We start from the raw sequence: 15,947 nt of genomic DNA, 5'->3' as shown, positions 1-15,947 counted from the left end.
GACATGGTTGAGCACATGGACGATCCGCTGGAGCTCGGCGGCCGGATCTACACCTCCCGGCTGATCATGGGGACCGGCGGCGCCGCGAACCTCGAGGTGATGGAAGAGGCATTGCTTGCCTCAGGCACCCAACTCACCACGGTCGCGATGCGCCGGCTCGGCACCGGCCACGAGGGCTCGATCCTCGACGTACTCAAGCAGCACGGGATCGACGTACTGCCGAACACCGCCGGCTGTCACACGGCGGCAGAGGCCGTGCTGACCGCGAGGCTCGCCCGGGAGGCGTTGCAGACCGACCTGATCAAGGTGGAGGTGGTCGCCGACGACCACCTGCTGATGCCGGACCCGATCGAGTTGCTGGATGCGGTCGACGCGCTGGTCGCGGACGGTTTCACGGTGCTGCCGTACACGAACGACGACCCGATCCTGGCGCGCCGCCTGGAGCAGGCGGGGTGCGCGGCGGTGATGCCGCTGGCGGCGCCGATCGGCTCCGCGCTCGGCATCCGCAACCCGCACAACATCGCGCTGATCGCCGAGGCGGCCAACGTCCCGGTGATCGTCGACGCAGGCATCGGTACGGCGAGTGACGCAGCGCTGGCCATGGAGCTCGGCTGCGCCGCCGTCATGCTCGCCACCCCCGTCACCCGCGCCGAAAAACCCGCCCTGATGGCCGCCGCAATGCGAGACGCAGTCACCGCAGGCCGAGCCGCCCGCCTGGCCGGCCGAGTCCCCCGCCGCTGGCACTCAGCCCAAGCCTCCTCACCGACGACCGGTCTGCCTGCTTTCTAGGTCGACTGCTGCAGCCTCTCGGCCAACTCCGGGGCTTCGGTGAGGTCGATGGAGCGGTCGAGGAGGAGGGCGGACAGGGTGAGGTGGAGTTGTTGGTCGGGTTGTAGGGCTAGGGCGCTTTGCCAGGCTAGGGCTGGGCCTGCGCCTACGTAGTCGGTGGCGCGGAGGAACCAGGGGCGGACGTCGGCGGGTTGGGCGAGAAGCAGGGTGGTGACGGTGTCGCCGCGTTGCTGGACGAAGGCGAGCCAGGGGCTGAGCGAGCCGTAGGCGGCGTCGGCGCCTTCGCCGGCCTCGCTCAGTACGACGGTGTTCTCGGCGGACGGCAGCCGCCAGAAGATGCCGCCGTACCCGGCGCCGGGACGTCCCGCGGTCGCCGGGCTGTCGATGCGGATCGGGCCGTAGCGCGCGGTGAGGACGCTGTGCCAGTCGAGGCGCCAACCGCCTTCGGCGAGCGAGCCGCTGAGCTGTCGGCGTTCCACCAGTTGGGGCCGGCCTTGTTCGTCGTACCAGGTGATCTCGTCGGTCAGCGCGTTGCCGGGCCCGTCGTCGACGGTGACTCCGCGGCTGCGCTGCTGGCCGTGATTCGTGAGCAATGTCGGGCCGCGTCCGGGGAGGAAGGTACGACCGCCCCAGTGCGACGTCCCGTTGACGCCGGCAACCGCCAGCGACACACCGTAGTGGTGCCGGTGATCCACCGGGCTCACCTCAGTCAGTGGATGGCCGCCAAGCGTCCGCACCGGGTGCAGATACGGACGCGGCGAGTGCACCTGCGGCATCCGCCGTCCGAACTCGTAGTGCGCGAGCAGCCCGGACTCGGACCCCAGCACGAAAATGTCCCCCTGCTGCTGCCAGCGCACCGGCCCCAGCCGCCCGCGCGGCGCATCCGACTGCAGCCGCGTCGCCTGCGGAACCGGCCCGGTGCTCGCCCGCAACGCCAACCGCAGATCCGGCACCCCGTCCAGATCCACCTCGGTCCCGGCGATCTCGGCGTACAACCGCCGCCAGGCCAACTCCCCCATCCCCTGCTGCGGGACCCGGACAGTCGTCAGCGACGGTACGGCGAATCGCGACAACCCGATGTCGTCCATCCCAGCCACCGACAGGTCCGCAGGTACGGCGACCCCGACCTCGTTGAGCCGCGCCAGCAGACCGAATGCGACGAGATCGTTGAACGCGACCACCGCGGTGACGTGTGAATCCAGCACCTGCTCGACCGCGCCGTACCCGTCCTCGATCGACGAGCCGCACTCGAGCCGGACGAGCTCCAGTCCGGGGATCTCGCGTTCGGCGATCTCGAGCGAGCGCAGGCGGTCCGTGTTCGACGCGCTGCCGACCGGCCCGGCCAGGTAGGCGAGCCGCCGGTGCCCGAGGCCGACGAGATGGTCGACCACGATCCGCACCGCGCGACCGAAGTCGACGCCGACCGAGGCCACATCGGACGGCCCTTGGCGGTTGACCAGGATGACCGGCTTCACGTCCGGCAGCAGCTCGAGCAGGCGCTCCTCGGCCAGCCGCGGCGACACCAGGATGAGCGCGTCGCAGCGGCGGCGGGCCTCGATCGCGATGTCCGCCTCGGCCAGCGGGTCCTCGTCCGTCTCGGCGACCAGGACGCGGTACCCGGCCGCGGCCGAGGCGTTCGTGATCCCGCGCATGATCTGCTGGAACAGCGGGTTGCCGAGGTCCGGCACCACCAGCGCGACCATGTTCGTCCGGCCGAGGGACAGGTTCCGGGCGAGGTCGCTGGGCCGGTAGTTCAGCCGGTCGGCGGCGGCGCGGACGCGTTCGGCGATGTCCGGCGCGACCGTGAGGCGCCCGTTCATCACCCGGGACACGGTCGCCCGCGACACCTCCGCCGCACGCGCGACGTCGGCGATCGTGATCGAGTGCTTCGGTGTCCTGCCCATCAAGCCGTCTCTCGCTCGGTGACCCGCACGGGACCGAACACAGCCCCGCCACCGTCCATCGTGCCTTGCGGCGCCGCCGCGAACAGCCCCACCTCGGCCCCGATCCACCGGCCTTCGACGGCCTGGAACACGCCGGCTTCGACCCACACACCGCCGGTCCGGTACGAGAAGCGCACGAGCGCATTGTCATCGACGTCGGCGGCCAAATCGACGTACGGCGTCTCCAACTGAGCGTGATGCAGAACGTCCTCATCCGGTGTGCCCCGCTGCCGCAGTACGACGTCGACGCCGGTCGGAGTGCGGTGGAGCCCGAGCCACGCATAGCTCTGGCCGAGTACGACGAGACCCGCGCGAGCCCCCGGACCGCCGCCGTCGAGCCGGACCGAGGTCTCGAAACGGCGCCGGTGACCGGGCAACTGCTGCCCGAGCACCTGCGGGAGATTCCGCAGGTCGCCGTCGTCGTCCGGGAGCACGGCCAACCGCAGTGCGGCGGCCTTCGGGGCGTCGTACCACTCCGGCCGTGGGTTCGCCTGCCAGTGCCAGATCTTCGACAACTCGGGGCCCTCGAAGAGATCAGTGCGATCCGGCTCGCTGAGGACGACCTCGCCCTCGCCATGTCGCAGTACCGGCTCGCCGTCAGTCCCGATCACCGGCCAGCCGTCGACCCACCGCATCGGCTGCAGGTGGACGACGCGTCCCACCGGTCCGCGATCCTGGAAGTGCAGGAACCAGTCCTCGCCGTCCGGCGAATCCACCCACGCCCCCTGATGCGGCCCGTTCACCGGCGTCGACCCCTGCGCGAGGACGACGCGATCCTCGTACGGACCGTACGGCGACCGCGCCCGGAACGCCGACTGCCATCCGGTCGCGACGCCACCGGCGGGCGCGAAGATCCAGTAGTACCCGTCCCGCTTGTAGAACTTGGGTCCCTCGAGGGTCGTGTAGCCGGGAAGCTCGTCGCCGTCGATCACCGTGCGGGCCGGCCCGACCACCCGGTCCAGCGTGGGTGAGACCTCGCGGACGGTCAGCCGGTTCTTGATCCCGGCCCGGCTCTTCGCCCAGCCGTGGACGAGGTAGCAGCGGCCGTCGTCGTCCCACAGCGGGCACGGGTCGATCAGGCCGCGGCCGGCCAGCAGCAGGTGCGGCTCCGACCAGGCGCCGGCGGGATCCGTGGCGCTGAGCACGAAGATCCCGTGGTCCGGATCGGGGTAGACGATCCAGAACCGGCCGTCGTGGTGGCGGATGCTCGGCGCCCAGACCCCACCGCCGTGCCGCGGGATCTTGAAGTGCTCGACCGGCGGAACCTCGCGCAGGGCGTGGTTGACGAGCGCCCACGAGACCAGGTCGCGAGAGTGCAGGACCGGGAGCCCGGGCGCCCGGTTGAAACTCGACGCGATCAGCCAGTAGTCGTCGCCGACCCGGATCGCGTCCGGGTCCGGCCAGTCCGCATCGAGCACCGGGTTCACGTACACAGGTCTCGCCCTCCGATCGGGAAACCGCCTTCCGAACCCTATTGCGAGCCCGGTGCGCTGTGTTACTTTCTCACGAAGAAACCGGTTTCTTCAACTGTTCCGGCGTGGAGAGAAGGACAAGATGAGGCGTACAGGTTGGCTGCGGACCACGGCGGTCGCAGCCGTGGCCGCCTTGGCGATCGCGGGCTGTGCCGGCCCGACGAGCGGCGGCGGCGAGCAGGCCGCGAGCAACCCCGACGACTGGGGCGAGGCCAAGGGCACGGTCCAGTTCTGGGACACCAACGCCAATCCGGCGCTGTCCAAGAAGTGGGAGAAGCTGATCGGCGAGTTCAACGCCGCCAACCCCGACGTCAAGGTCGAGTACGTCGGCCTGCCCAACTCGTCGTACCTGCAGAAGGTCGACAACGCGCTGGCCTCCGGCGAGATCCCCGACGTACTGCTGATCGGCAACGACGTCGCGCACCTGATCGCGCAGAACGCGCTGGTGTCGCTGGACGACGCGTACGAGAAGTCCGGGCTGACCGGCAAGGTCGACCCGACGATGATCAGCAACGAGCGGCGGAACTCGGCCGATTCCAAGCTCTACAAGGCGCCGCTGAGCGCGCTGTCGGACGTGATCTGGTACCGGACCGACTGGCTGAAGCAGAAGGGCGTCGCGGAGCCGAAGTCGTACGACGAGTTCTTCGCGATCACGCAGCAGCTGACCGAGAAGGACAAGAACAAGTTCGGGTTCGCGTTCCGCGGCGGGCCGGGGTCGATGCCGCCGATGTTCGCGATGACGTACGGCCAGGCGGGGATCGGGACGTTCTTCACCGACGACGGGAAGGCGACGTTCAACGACCCGGCGGCGGTCAAGGCGCTCGAGCGGTACGTCGGGCTCTACGGGACCGTCAGCGCGCCGGCCGACCTGTCCAACGACTACGCGAAGATCGTGGCCGCATTCGACGGCGGGTCCGCGTGGGCGACGCACCACAACCTCGGCTCGACGCAGGACCACTTCAAGGCGCTCGGGCCGGCGAACGTGGCCGGCGTCCAGCCGTTCCCGAACGCCGACGGGGTGGTCACCGCGACCGCACCGGCGATCTCCGGACTCGGGATCCTCGCGAAGAGCGAGAAGAAGGCGGCGGCGTGGAAGTTCGTCGAGTACATGAGCACGACGGCCAACTCGGAGTGGTGTGAGGCGGTCGGCCAGGTGCCGGCGAACACCGAGGCCGCGAAGGCGTCGTGGGTGCAGCAGTCGCAGCCGCTGCGGGCGATCGTCGAGACGTCGAAGAACCCGAAGACGCAGTACCTGCAGCTGCCGACGTACCTCCCGGACTGGTCGAAGATCCTGAAGACCGAGATGGAGGCCGACTTCCAGAAGCTGCTCCAGAAGCAGCTCACCGCCCAGGCCTTCGCCGACAAGTACGCCACCCGCTTCGAAGCCGCGAAGCAGGAGTACGACGCCTCCCTCAAAACCGGCAAGTAAGCCCACAACCTTCATCAATTCTCGGAAACCGGTTTCTCTCACTAGGAGACCCGCATGCCGCCCACCCTTCGCATTACCCTGTCCACACTCCTGACGACCGCACTCCTGGGTCTCGCACCGAGCCCATCCGCCCCCGCACAACCACTCGCACCACCCGCCAACCTCGACGCGTCCCGGCAAACCCTCCCGCCTGGTGATGGGTGGGGTTCTGAAGGAAGCGGTACTACGGGTGGGGCTTCGGCTCAGCGGGTCGTGCAAGTGCGGACGGCGGCTGAGCTGCGGGCTGCTGTGGGTGGGGATGAGCCGAAGATCGTGCAGGTTGTCGGGAAGCTCGACGCCAACACGACCGACGACGGACGGGCGATCGCGTGCCACGAGTACGACGTCGCGCCGTACAGTCTCGCCGGCTACCTGCAGGCCTACGACCCGGTGCGGTGGACCGGGCCGGCGACCGGGCCCATCGAGGAGGCACGGAAGGCGTCGTCGGCCAAGCAAGCCGAGCGAGTCAGGCTGAACGTCGGCGCCAACACCACGCTGATCGGGCTCAGCGACGCCCAGTTGACCGGCTTCGTCGTCAACATCGAGTCGGTCGACAACGTGATTGTCCGCAACCTGCGGATCTCCGACGCCTACGACTGCTACCCCGGCTGGAACGGTGAGACCTGGAAGACCGAGTGGGACAACGTGGTGGTCAGCCGCTCGACCCACGTCTGGCTGGACCACCTGACTCTGGACGACGGCGAGACCGTCGACACCGAGCAGCCGAAGTACTTCGGCGAACCGTTCCTCCGCCACGACGGTCTGCTCGACGTCGTCCGCCAGGCCGACCTGGTCACGATCTCCTGGAACAAGCTGAAAGGCCACGACAAGTCACTGCTCTGGGGCAACGGCGACGGCGTCGTCGCCGACCGCGGCAAGCTGCGCGTGACGATGCACCACAACGAGCTCACTGACCTGGTCCAGCGCGGCCCGCGGGTCCGCTTCGGCCAGGCCCACGTCTACAACAACCTCTACAAGGTCACGAACCCGGACCGCTACCAGTACTCCTGGGGCGTCGGCGTCGAGTCCTCGATCATTGCCCGTAGCAACTGGTTCCAGGGCGGCGTCACGCCCGAGCGCATCATCTACGACTGGGGCGGCACCGGTATCACCGAGTCCGGCAACTGGGTCAACGGCCGGCCCGCCGCCGTACTCGACGCCTACAACGCAGCACACCCCGACGACCAGCTGCTGCCGACGGTGTCCGGAAGCTCCGGCCCGCACCTGCGGATCGACCCCGCGCCAAGCGTTCCCGCCCTGGTCGGCGCTTGGGCGGGTGCGGGCCGGCTGGACCAGGACAAGCAACTGCTCCAACTGATGGACGCCCCGAGCACCACGACCGCCGACGGCCCGGTCTGGTCGCCGAAGGCAACCGGCATGGCCTCGATCCCGACCACCGGGCTCCCCGACGGCACCACCGGCGGACTCGGCGGCCGGATCGTCGTCGCCGGCACCGCCGAGGAACTGACCCGGTACGCCGGAGCCGAAGAGCCGCTCGTGATCGTCGTGCGCGGCAGCCTGCGGATCCCCTTCGGCACCCAGGTCCCGGTCGCCTCGCACAAGACCATCGTCGGCGCCGGAACCGTGGCCGAGCTCGTCGGCGGCGGCCTGTTCCTGAACGGCACGCACAACGTCATCGTCCGCAACCTGCGGATCCGCGACTCCTACATCCCCGGCGACTGGGACGGCAAGTCGCCGGAGAACGACAACGACGGGATCCGGCTCGACACCGCGCACCACGTGTGGATCGACCACGTCACGTTCGAGCGACTCGGTGACGGCCTGGTCGACGTCCGCAAGGACTCCGACTACGTGACGCTGTCGTGGAACGTGTTCAGCGCGCACAACAAGACCGTCGGCGTCGGCTGGACCACGAACGTGATCACCAAGATCACCATGCACCACAACTGGTTCTCGAACACCTACCAGCGCAACGCGAGTATCGACAACGTCGAGGCCGCGCACGTCTACAACAACTGGTTCCGCGGCATCGGCCAGTACGGCACGATGTCCCGCGGCGCCGCCAAGGTCGTGGCCGAGAGCAACTACTACTCCGACGGCGAGGACCCGGTCGTCGCCAAGGACCCGGCCTCGCAGATTGTCAACAAGAACAATGTCTTCAATGCCGTCCGCGGCCGTCGCGACAACGTCGGTACGGCGTTCGACCCGGCGACGTACTACGCCTCGATCCCGGACGCCGCGAGCACCGTGCCGAGCCTCGTCGGCAAGTACGCCGGGCCGACGACGAAGGACCGCACCTACGGCCGCACGGTGACCGTGGCGCTCGACGGCACCGGCGACTTCGGCAGCATCGGCGCGGCCGTGGCCACCGTGGGCGGCAAGGGCCCGGTCACGATCGTCGTGCAGCCGGGCGTCTACCGCGAGGTCGTCCGGGTCTGGGCCTTCCAGGACGGCCTGACCATCCGCGGCGCGACCGGCAACCCGGCCGACGTCGTCCTCACCTACGACCTCGCCGCCGGCCAGGAGAAGTTCTACGGCGGCACCTTCGGCCACACCGGGTCGGCCACGCTCGGCATCCTCGGCGACGACGTCACGGTCGAGGACCTGACCGTCGAGAACGGCTGGGACGAGCAGGCGAACTTCCCCAGCCAGGCGATCGCCCTGCGCACCGCCGGCGACCGGATCCGGCTGGACAACGTCCGCGTCCTCGGCAACCAGGACACGCTGCTGCTCGACACCCCGAACCGGGAGGCGATCGCCCGGACCTGGATCACCGACTCGCTGATCCAGGGCGACGTCGACTTCATCTACGGCCGCGGTACGGCGGTGATCACCGACAGCACGATCCGGTCGGTGAACCGCGGCCAACCGGTCAACGGCTATGTCACCGCCGCCGCGACCGTCGACACCAACCCGCACGGCTACCTGATCGAGCACAGCCGCTTCGAGTCCGACGCCGCTGCCGGCACCGTCTTCCTCGGCCGGCCGTGGCATCCCAGCGGCGACCCGGGCGCCGATCCGCGGGTCGTCGTACGGGACTCCTGGCTGGGCGCCCACATCGGCACGCCGGCCTGGACGGATATGAGCGGCTGGTCATGGCGGGATGCGCGGTTCGCCGAGTACCGCAACACCGGGCCCGGCGCCGGGACCGGTGATGGGCGGCCGCAACTGACCTCAGAAGATGCCGCCGCGGCGAATCGATCCGCCTGGCTGGCCGGATCCGACGGCTGGCAGCCGGTCGACGACGACTGAACACCCGCTACAACGAGGAGATTCCACGATGGCAGTTCTGCAGGCTGATCCGGCGCCGCCGGACACCCCGGTCCGGCGGCGACCGAGAGAGCGCTGGACGCCGTACGCGTTGCTGGCGCCGACGCTGGTGCTCGTCGCGATCTTCCTGCTCTACCCCATCGGCAGTGTCGTGTACTACTCGCTGTTCAAGTACAACGTCACCAAGCCGCGTAGCAACGGCTTCATCGGTTTCGAGAACTACCGGAACATGCTGAACGACCAGATGTTCTGGGACTCGCTGCGCTTCACCACCCAGTGGGTCGTCGTCGAGGTCGGGCTCCAGCTCGTGCTGGGGCTCGGCCTGGCGCTCGTCATCAACGAGACGTTCCGTGGCCGCAGCCTGGCGCGGTCGCTGGTGTTCTCGCCGTGGGCGGTGGCCGGTGTGCTGACGACGACGATCTGGCTGCTGATCTACAGCCCGACCACCGGCTTCTCCCGGTACCTGGCCGACATCGGCATCGGCAGCTACGGCGAGAGCCCGTTGATCGAAGGTACGTCGGCCTTCTGGGCCGCCGTACTCGCCGAGTTGTGGCGTGGGGTGCCGTTCTTCGCGATCCTGCTGCTCGCCGATCTGCAGACGATCTCGCAGGATCTCTACGAGGCTGCGGAGGTCGACGGCGCGGGGCGGCTGCAACGGTTCTGGTCGGTGACGCTGCCGCATCTTCGCAACGCGATCGTGCTGTCCACCCTGCTCCGGGCGGTGTGGGAGTTCAACAACGTCGACCTGCTCTACACGCTGACCGGCGGCGGCCCGGGCAACGCGACGATGACGTTGCCGCTGTACGTCGCCCGGATGGCGGTCGACGCGAAGGAGTTCGGCTACGGCTCCGCGCTGACCGTGTCGGCGTTCCTGATCCTCGCGATCTTCTCGATCGCCTACCTGAAACTGTCCCGCGTCGGCCGAGAGGACCAAGCATGACTACTGTTCTCGAGGCGCCGGCGCAGCGGACCGCGGCTGTCGATCGTCGACAATCCGATCGTAGGAAGCCGAACAATCGCCAAGCCCCGCGGTGGATGATCTACGCCCCGCTCGCGCTCTACCTGCTCTTCACCCTGGTCCCCTTCTACTGGATCCTGCTGTTCAGCCTGCGGCCGGCCGGATCGACCTCCGTCGTCCCGTGGCCGATCACCTTCGAGCACTACGCGACCGTGTGGAACGGCGCAGGCTTCGCGGTCTTCTTCAAGAACTCCGTGATCATCGCGCTGTTCACGCTCTTCGGCACGACGGTGCTCTCACTGCTCGGCGGGTACGCGCTGGCCCGGTTCCGGTTCCGCGGCCGGAGCGCGTTCATGGTGATGACGCTGTGCACGCAGTTCATCCCGGGCGCGATGATGCTGATCCCGCTGTTCGACATCTTCCGCACCATCGGGCTGATCAACACGCCGTGGAGCATCGTCGTCGCGGACACCGTGTTCGGGCTGCCGCTGTCGCTGATCATGATGGCCGGGTTCATCCGGAACATCCCGATCGAGCTCGAGGAGGCGTCCTGGGTGGACGGGTGCGGCCGGTTGCGCGGGTTCCTCACCGTGGTGCTGCCGCTGCTGCGGCCCGGGATGGTGGCGATCAGCTCGTTCGCCTTCATCGGCTCGTGGAACAACTTCCTCTTCGCGCTGATGTTCCTCAACGACCAGGACCAGTTCACGATCCCGGTCGGGCTGAGCTACATGCTGGGTGAGTACAGCGTCGACTTCGGTGCGCTGGCGGCGGGTGGCGTGGTGGCCGTCGTACCCGTTGCGCTTGTCTTCGCCTATGTGCAGAAGTTCCTGGTCCAGGGCCTGTCGGCGGGAGCGGTGAAGGGTTGAGACCGAGTGCGCTGGGCGGTTACGAGGACTGGCCGGGCTTCGTCCGGGACGCCTCCCCGCTGACCGGGGACGAGCTCACCACTCGGGTCGCCGGGCTGCTCGGCGTGCCCGCGCCAGGTGAGCGGCCGGCCGTGCGGATTGTCGACGATTGGCAATCGGACAATGTCCGCGGGAGCGTCCTCGAGTGGAACAACCCGTTCGGCCCGCCGACTCGGGCCTGGCTCCTGCGCCCGCTCGAGGCGGTCTCGGCACCCGGCGTGCTCGGGTTGCATTGCCATGCGGGCGTGAAGGCGATCGGCGCCGAGCGGCTTGTCGAGACTCCTGAGCCCAGCGCCGGCGCGATCCGGCTGCGCCAGGAGCTGTACGAGGGCCGGGCCGTCGCGAACGCGTTGGCCCGCGCGGGTTTCGTCGTACTGTGTCACGACACCTTCGCCTGGGGATCGCGGCGCTTCGGGCTCGATCCGCTGCCGTGGCGGTTGCGCGACGTGATGGCGACGTACGAAGCCGCCTGGCTGGCCGCGGACCACTCCCCTGCTGACGACGAGTGGTACGACGTCGCCGCGAGCCACCACGAGCACACGATCGCGAAGGCGGCCGGGCTACTCGGGACGTCGTTCGCCGGGATGGTCGCGTACGACGACCTCGTCGCGCTCAGCGTGCTGCGTGGGCTCGACGAGGTGGACGCGGACCGGATCGGTGTCTTCGGCTTCTCGGGCGGCGGTGGCCGTTCGGCGACCCTCACCGCACTCGACCCGGGCATCCAGGCGTCCGCGATCGTCTGCATGATGACCACGTTCGACGCACTGCTCCCGGCGTACTTCGACGCCCATTCCTGGCTGTTCACCACGCCCGGCCTGGCCCGGCACCTCGACCACCCGTCCCTCACCGCCGGCCGGGCCCGCCACCACCAGCTCGTCGTCTACGCCGAGGACGACAACCTCTTCCCACCCCAAGGCATGCTCGCCGCCGACCGCGAGCTCACCGAACACTTCCACTACGGCCCCGGCACCTACCAAGCCCACTTCCTCCCCGGCCCCCACCGCTTCGACCACCAAATGCAGGAGGCGGTCGGAAACTTCTTCGCGGACCGATTGGCACCAGGGTAAGAATGGGACGACTACGACCGGGAGGGTGTCTTGAGCGAGTTTTCTTATCCGAAGCCGGAGGGGGTTGCGGCGGGGAATGGGTACAGCCATGTGGTGACCGGGGCGGGGCAGTGGGTGGCGATTGCGGGGCAGGTGGCGTTGGATGCTGAGGGCAACTTTGTGGGAGTCGGGGATGCGGGGGCGCAGGCCCGGCAGGTGTTTGCCAATCTGGATGCTTGTCTGAAGGCGGCCGGGGCCACGTTCAAGGACGTGGTGAAGCTGAACTTCTACGTGACCGACATCGGGTATCTGCCGGCGATCCGTGCCGCGCGGGACGAGTACGTCGACACCAGTAACCCGCCGGCCAGTACGGCGGTGCAGGTGGTGGCGTTGTTCAAGCCTGAGGCGCTCCTCGAGGTGGAGGCGTACGCGGTCATCTGACCCAAGGCTTGTGTGGGTGTGCAGATCGACAGGACGTATAGACCCACTACGGCTACAGCCCCGGTCAACTGAGCGTGCGTCACGCCGTCTGCGCGCGACACCTCCTGTCGATCTGCCCGGCCAGATCCGCTGGCGGCGGTGTCCCACAGCGCTCAGCGCAACAAGTCCACCGCGAGGCGAGCGGCTTCGCCGATGGCAGCGTCGACACGAGGCTGGCGGAAGTCGCCGCGAGCAGCGAGCGTGTAGATGGCGATCGCGAAGGCGGCCCCGCCGGGCAGCGTGACCACGCCGACCTCGTGGCGCAGGGCACCGAACGTTCCGGTCTTCCCGGCGACGCGTACGCCGTCGTGCGGGAAGCCGGACGCCATCCGGTGCTGGAAGACCTGCCGATGCATCGTCGCCCGCACGAAGTCCGTCTGCGTATCCGACAGCAACTCCCCCGCCCACAACCGCCGCAGCAGCAACGTCATGTCGCGCGGACTGCTCGCGGAAGCGGTCGCCGCCTCGTAGACCCCGTCCGGATCGGTCCGGTCGTTGTCAGCCAGTACGGCGAGTGCGGCATCCGGATCGTTCAGCCCGGTACGCCGCTGCAGATCGCGCAGGCTCCCCTCGGTCCCCCGCCGTACCCAGGTCCGTTGCAGGCCGAACGACTCCAGCAGTTCGGCCAGCCGCCGCAGCCCGACCAACCCCAGCAGCGCATCGGCGGCGGCGTTGTCCGACACCGTCATCATCGAGAACGCCAGATCGCGCAGTGACATCGTCACCGGATCCGCCAGCGCCGACAGCCCGGTCGGCCCAGGCGTCCGATCGGCCGGATCCAACGTCACCTTCGACAGCGGATCGAGCTCCCCGAGATCAACCAGCCGGCAGAACCCGGCCAGCAACGGCAGCTTGTACACCGACGCCATCGGTACGACGCCGTCCGCATCCACCTCGACCGTCGACTCCGGCGCCTCCAACGCGACCGCATGCAACCAGCCACGCACGCCCGCGTCCGCGAACAACGCGCGGATCCGCGCGTTCACGACACCACCAGCGCGTCCGTCAGCCGAGCCATCACGTCAGCCGGCCGTAAGAACGGCGTACGCGTCCTCGCCCACACCAACCGCAACCGCAGCGGAAGTGGATTGTCGACAATCAGATGACGCCCGACGCCCGGCGCAGTCAGCGAAGGATCCGCCGTCACCACGATCGCCTGACCCGCCGCGGCCATCGCCAACCCGGCCCGCTCGTCGGTCACCACGACCGTCCCGCCATCGGGCCGATGCAACTCCAACGTGTCCAGGAACAAGTCCCGAGCCGCCGGCGCCTCCGCTCGCGGCCGGACAGCCACCGGCAACCCACCCAGCTGCCGCAGCTTCACCTCGGCACCGTCGTCCGGCAGCACCGACACCGGCGCCAGCGCCCACGTCGGCACCAACGTCACCGGACCGGCTTCGAGCCCATCCAGTACGGCGGGATGCAGTACGACGGCCAGAGTCAGCCGACCCGCGGACACCTGGCCGACCAACGAACTGGTCGGCGCCGAAACCACCGTCACCCGGCTCCCCGGGATCGCAGCCCCACATGCCGCAGCCACCGCGGCACCAGCGGCCGGCGGAACCTCCGGCGCCAGGCCGAGCCGGATCTCCGGCCCCTCCGGATCGCGCGCGACCGCAGCTTGGTGCAGCTCCTCGATCGACGTCAGCGCACGCCGCGCATACGGCAGCAACGCCGCACCCGCGGGCGTCAGTTCGACCCGGCCCTGGCCGCGCTCGAACAGCTTCGCCCCGACCAGCGCCTCCAGCCGTCGAAGCCCCTGGGACAGCGGCGGCTGGGTGATGCCGACCACGCGTGCGGCGTCGCCGAAGTGCTGCTCCTCGGCCAGCGCGATGAAGATCTGCAGATGCCGTTCAGTCAGCATGACCCAGCTGACCTGCGGCGATATCACCAGGCAATCGGAGCATGCGTAAGAGCATATTCGACACCCTCCAACTGCCTCGCCTTCACTGAGGACTCGGTCCCGGCGAGAGGAGACAGCGTGAAGGTAAGTCGCAGAGGGATCATCACGGGGGCGGCCGCGGCCGGCGCGGCCGGAGTCGCCGGGGTCGCCGGCTTGACGACCCGCAGCGGCGCCGCGACGGGTGCGGAAGCGACTGCGCAGGCGGCAGCAGGCGAGGCGACGGCGAGCGCCACACAGGAGGAAGCCGGGGTGGAGCTCACCTGGCTCGGCACCCACGCCTGGCAGATCCGGTGGGGCAAGCACATCGTGCTGACCGATCCGTGGATCACCCGGTTCAAGACCGGCACGTTCACGCCAGAGGGCGCGGACCCCAAGACCAAGCTCGTGATCAAGCCGGACGTGATCGACCGCTACATCTCCACGGCCGACGCGATCCTGGTGCACCACGGCCACTACGACCACATGGCCGACGTGCCGTACGTCGCCGAGAAGACCCAGGCGACCGTCCTCGGCACCCAGTCGCACGTCAACATGCTCAAGGCCATGCGCACCCCGGCCGGCCTGCTGTCACCGGTGCGCGGCGGCGAGTACCTCCCGTTCGAGGGCTTCACGATCGAGGTCTTCCCGTCCCTGCACTCGTGCAGCGGACGGCACCACACCTACGCCTACCCGGGCTACCGGCTCGACGGCGTCCCGCCGCGCCCGCGGGTGATCGAGGACCTGCTCGAGGGCGGCACGCTCGCGTACGTGATCACGATCGGCGGCGTCCGCATCCTCAGCCTGAGTACGGCGAACTTCGACCCGAACGCGCTCCGCGACCTGCAGGTGGACGTCGTCTTCGCCGCCCCCGGCGGCGAGCCCGGGATCACCGACCGCCTGCTCCGCACAATCAAGCCGGTCCGGAAGGTCGTCGCCACCCACTGGGACGACTTCGACCAGCCGCTGGACGAGCCGTCCGTGCCCTGGACCGACCTGACGAAGCTCCGCACCTCGGTCGAGACCGCCGGCGCGGAGTTCGTCGTCCTGGATCACCTGGAGAAGCTCACGCTTTGACCCGGTAGTGGTACTGCGAGACGGTCCGGAAGCCCAGCGGTCGTACAGGCCACGGGCCGGCTCGTTGTCCGCCACGACCTGCAGGTAGACGTACCGGACTCCGCGGTTCGTTGCCTCCTGCAACAACGCGCGGATCACCGCGAGCGCGAGCCCCTGCCGGCGGACGCGCTCGTCGACGGCGAGGCAGTACAACCCGGCCCAGTCGCCGACCAGCGCGAGCCGGCCGATCGCCGTGATCGGGCCGGTCGACGGCACTACGGCGTACAACGCCGGGCCGCGGTTCAAGATGCCCCGCGCCGTCGCCTGCTTCCCGGCGTCCCCGCCGCGGCCGTCGATCGACCACCAGAAGTCCATCCAGTCGTCGTCCGGAGTCGCAGAAATATTCACGTCGGTCGGCACATCGGGCAGCCGGTCGAGAACGTCGGCCACCTCGGCACACTGCACCAGCGTCGGATTCCGCACCGAGTAGCCGCGGGCCTCCAGCTGGGCGTCCAGGTCGGCCGGCTGCGCCGCCGGGCTGACGTGGAAGGACGGCGTGATGCCGTGCGCCTCGTACAGGGTTTCCACGTAGTCCAAGGCCTTGCCGAGGTCGAACGGCGGACTCGTGGGCAGCACGGAGTTCGCTCGCAGGGTCACGCCGCCGTTGCGTCGGATCACCCAGCCGTCCAGCTCGGTCTTGGCCTCGGCGGGCCACCCCTG

General features: G+C 69.0%; 12 protein-coding genes and 1 pseudogene. 8 read left to right on the top strand and 5 right to left on the bottom strand.

Going from position 1 to position 15,947, the window contains the following annotated elements; genetic code table 11:
- Nucleotides 1–15 precede the first annotated feature (15 nt).
- Nucleotides 16–789, top strand: a complete 774-nt coding sequence (locus AB0H36_RS08115) for a thiazole synthase (protein ID WP_360518469.1) — start codon at nt 16–18, stop codon at nt 787–789.
- Here AB0H36_RS08115 and AB0H36_RS08110 read toward each other — a convergent pair.
- Together AB0H36_RS08110 and AB0H36_RS08105 are read right to left on the bottom strand one after the other, a co-directional pair.
- Nucleotides 786–2,693 (bottom strand): DUF6807 family protein, encoded by a 1,908-nt coding sequence (locus AB0H36_RS08110; RefSeq protein ID WP_360518466.1) that lies wholly within the window; start codon nt 2,691–2,693, stop codon nt 786–788. The two genes, AB0H36_RS08115 and AB0H36_RS08110, sit on opposite strands and share 4 nt — an antisense overlap.
- Nucleotides 2,693–4,165: a family 43 glycosylhydrolase gene (locus AB0H36_RS08105; RefSeq protein ID WP_360518463.1), complete on the bottom strand. Its 1,473-nt coding sequence runs from the start codon at nt 4,163–4,165 to the stop codon at nt 2,693–2,695. Before AB0H36_RS08105 ends, AB0H36_RS08110 begins: the two co-directional genes overlap by 1 nt.
- Before the next feature lie 121 nt (nt 4,166–4,286).
- Between AB0H36_RS08105 and AB0H36_RS08100 the strand changes: the two genes are divergently transcribed.
- The 6 genes from AB0H36_RS08100 to AB0H36_RS08075 all read left to right on the top strand — a co-directional run bounded on the left by AB0H36_RS08100 (nt 4,287) and on the right by AB0H36_RS08075 (nt 12,253).
- Nucleotides 4,287–5,633, top strand: coding sequence for a sugar ABC transporter substrate-binding protein (locus AB0H36_RS08100; protein ID WP_360518460.1), 1,347 nt, complete (start codon nt 4,287–4,289; stop codon nt 5,631–5,633).
- A gap of 258 nt (nt 5,634–5,891) precedes the next feature.
- A complete protein-coding gene (locus AB0H36_RS08095; RefSeq protein ID WP_360518457.1) occupies nt 5,892–8,885 on the top strand; it encodes a pectinesterase family protein in 2,994 nt (997 codons plus the stop codon).
- Between the two features lie 28 nt (nt 8,886–8,913).
- Nucleotides 8,914–9,843, top strand: a complete 930-nt coding sequence (locus AB0H36_RS08090; RefSeq protein WP_360518454.1) for a sugar ABC transporter permease — start codon at nt 8,914–8,916, stop codon at nt 9,841–9,843.
- Nucleotides 9,840–10,727, top strand: a complete 888-nt coding sequence (locus tag AB0H36_RS08085) for a carbohydrate ABC transporter permease (protein ID WP_360518451.1) — start codon at nt 9,840–9,842, stop codon at nt 10,725–10,727. The genes AB0H36_RS08090 and AB0H36_RS08085 overlap by 4 nt, the downstream gene beginning before the upstream one ends.
- Nucleotides 10,724–11,833 (top strand): hypothetical protein, encoded by a 1,110-nt coding sequence (locus AB0H36_RS08080; protein ID WP_360518448.1) that lies wholly within the window; start codon nt 10,724–10,726, stop codon nt 11,831–11,833. The genes AB0H36_RS08085 and AB0H36_RS08080 overlap by 4 nt, the downstream gene beginning before the upstream one ends.
- A gap of 30 nt (nt 11,834–11,863) precedes the next feature.
- A complete protein-coding gene (locus AB0H36_RS08075) occupies nt 11,864–12,253 on the top strand; it encodes a RidA family protein (RefSeq protein WP_360518445.1) in 390 nt (129 codons plus the stop codon).
- Nucleotides 12,254–12,405: 152 nt separating this feature from the next.
- Here AB0H36_RS08075 and AB0H36_RS08070 read toward each other — a convergent pair whose 3' ends face one another.
- Nucleotides 12,406–13,278, bottom strand: coding sequence for a serine hydrolase (locus AB0H36_RS08070; RefSeq protein ID WP_360518442.1), 873 nt, complete (start codon nt 13,276–13,278; stop codon nt 12,406–12,408).
- Nucleotides 13,275–14,156 carry a LysR family transcriptional regulator gene (locus AB0H36_RS08065; protein ID WP_360518439.1) on the bottom strand — a complete coding sequence of 294 codons (882 nt, stop codon included), beginning with the start codon at nt 14,154–14,156 and terminating at the stop codon, nt 13,275–13,277. Before AB0H36_RS08065 ends, AB0H36_RS08070 begins: the two co-directional genes overlap by 4 nt.
- Nucleotides 14,157–14,273: 117 nt before the next feature.
- Here AB0H36_RS08065 and AB0H36_RS08060 point away from each other — a divergent pair, with 117 nt between their 5' ends.
- A complete protein-coding gene (locus AB0H36_RS08060) occupies nt 14,274–15,248 on the top strand; it encodes an MBL fold metallo-hydrolase (RefSeq protein ID WP_360518436.1) in 975 nt (324 codons plus the stop codon).
- A 48-nt stretch (nt 15,249–15,296) separates the two neighbouring features.
- Here AB0H36_RS08060 and AB0H36_RS08055 read toward each other — a convergent pair.
- A pseudogene (locus AB0H36_RS08055) lies at nt 15,297–15,602 on the bottom strand (GNAT family N-acetyltransferase); the annotation flags it as partial.
- Nucleotides 15,603–15,947: the final 345 nt, after the last annotated feature.

It is taken from the genome of Kribbella sp. NPDC050820 (assembly GCF_040653975.1).
Classification (GTDB): domain Bacteria; phylum Actinomycetota; class Actinomycetes; order Propionibacteriales; family Kribbellaceae; genus Kribbella.
This window is presented reverse-complemented; position numbering and strand designations above follow the sequence as displayed.

Coding starts and splice junctions, on each gene's coding strand:
- AB0H36_RS08115 (WP_360518469.1), top strand. CDS start 16: ATGGACGATCCGCTGGAGCTCGGCGGCCGGATCTACACCTCCCGGCTG.
- AB0H36_RS08110 (WP_360518466.1), bottom strand. CDS start 2,693: ATGGGCAGGACACCGAAGCACTCGATCACGATCGCCGACGTCGCGCGT.
- AB0H36_RS08100 (WP_360518460.1), top strand. CDS start 4,287: ATGAGGCGTACAGGTTGGCTGCGGACCACGGCGGTCGCAGCCGTGGCC.
- AB0H36_RS08090 (WP_360518454.1), top strand. CDS start 8,914: ATGGCAGTTCTGCAGGCTGATCCGGCGCCGCCGGACACCCCGGTCCGG.
- AB0H36_RS08085 (WP_360518451.1), top strand. CDS start 9,840: ATGACTACTGTTCTCGAGGCGCCGGCGCAGCGGACCGCGGCTGTCGAT.
- AB0H36_RS08065 (WP_360518439.1), bottom strand. CDS start 14,156: ATGCTGACTGAACGGCATCTGCAGATCTTCATCGCGCTGGCCGAGGAG.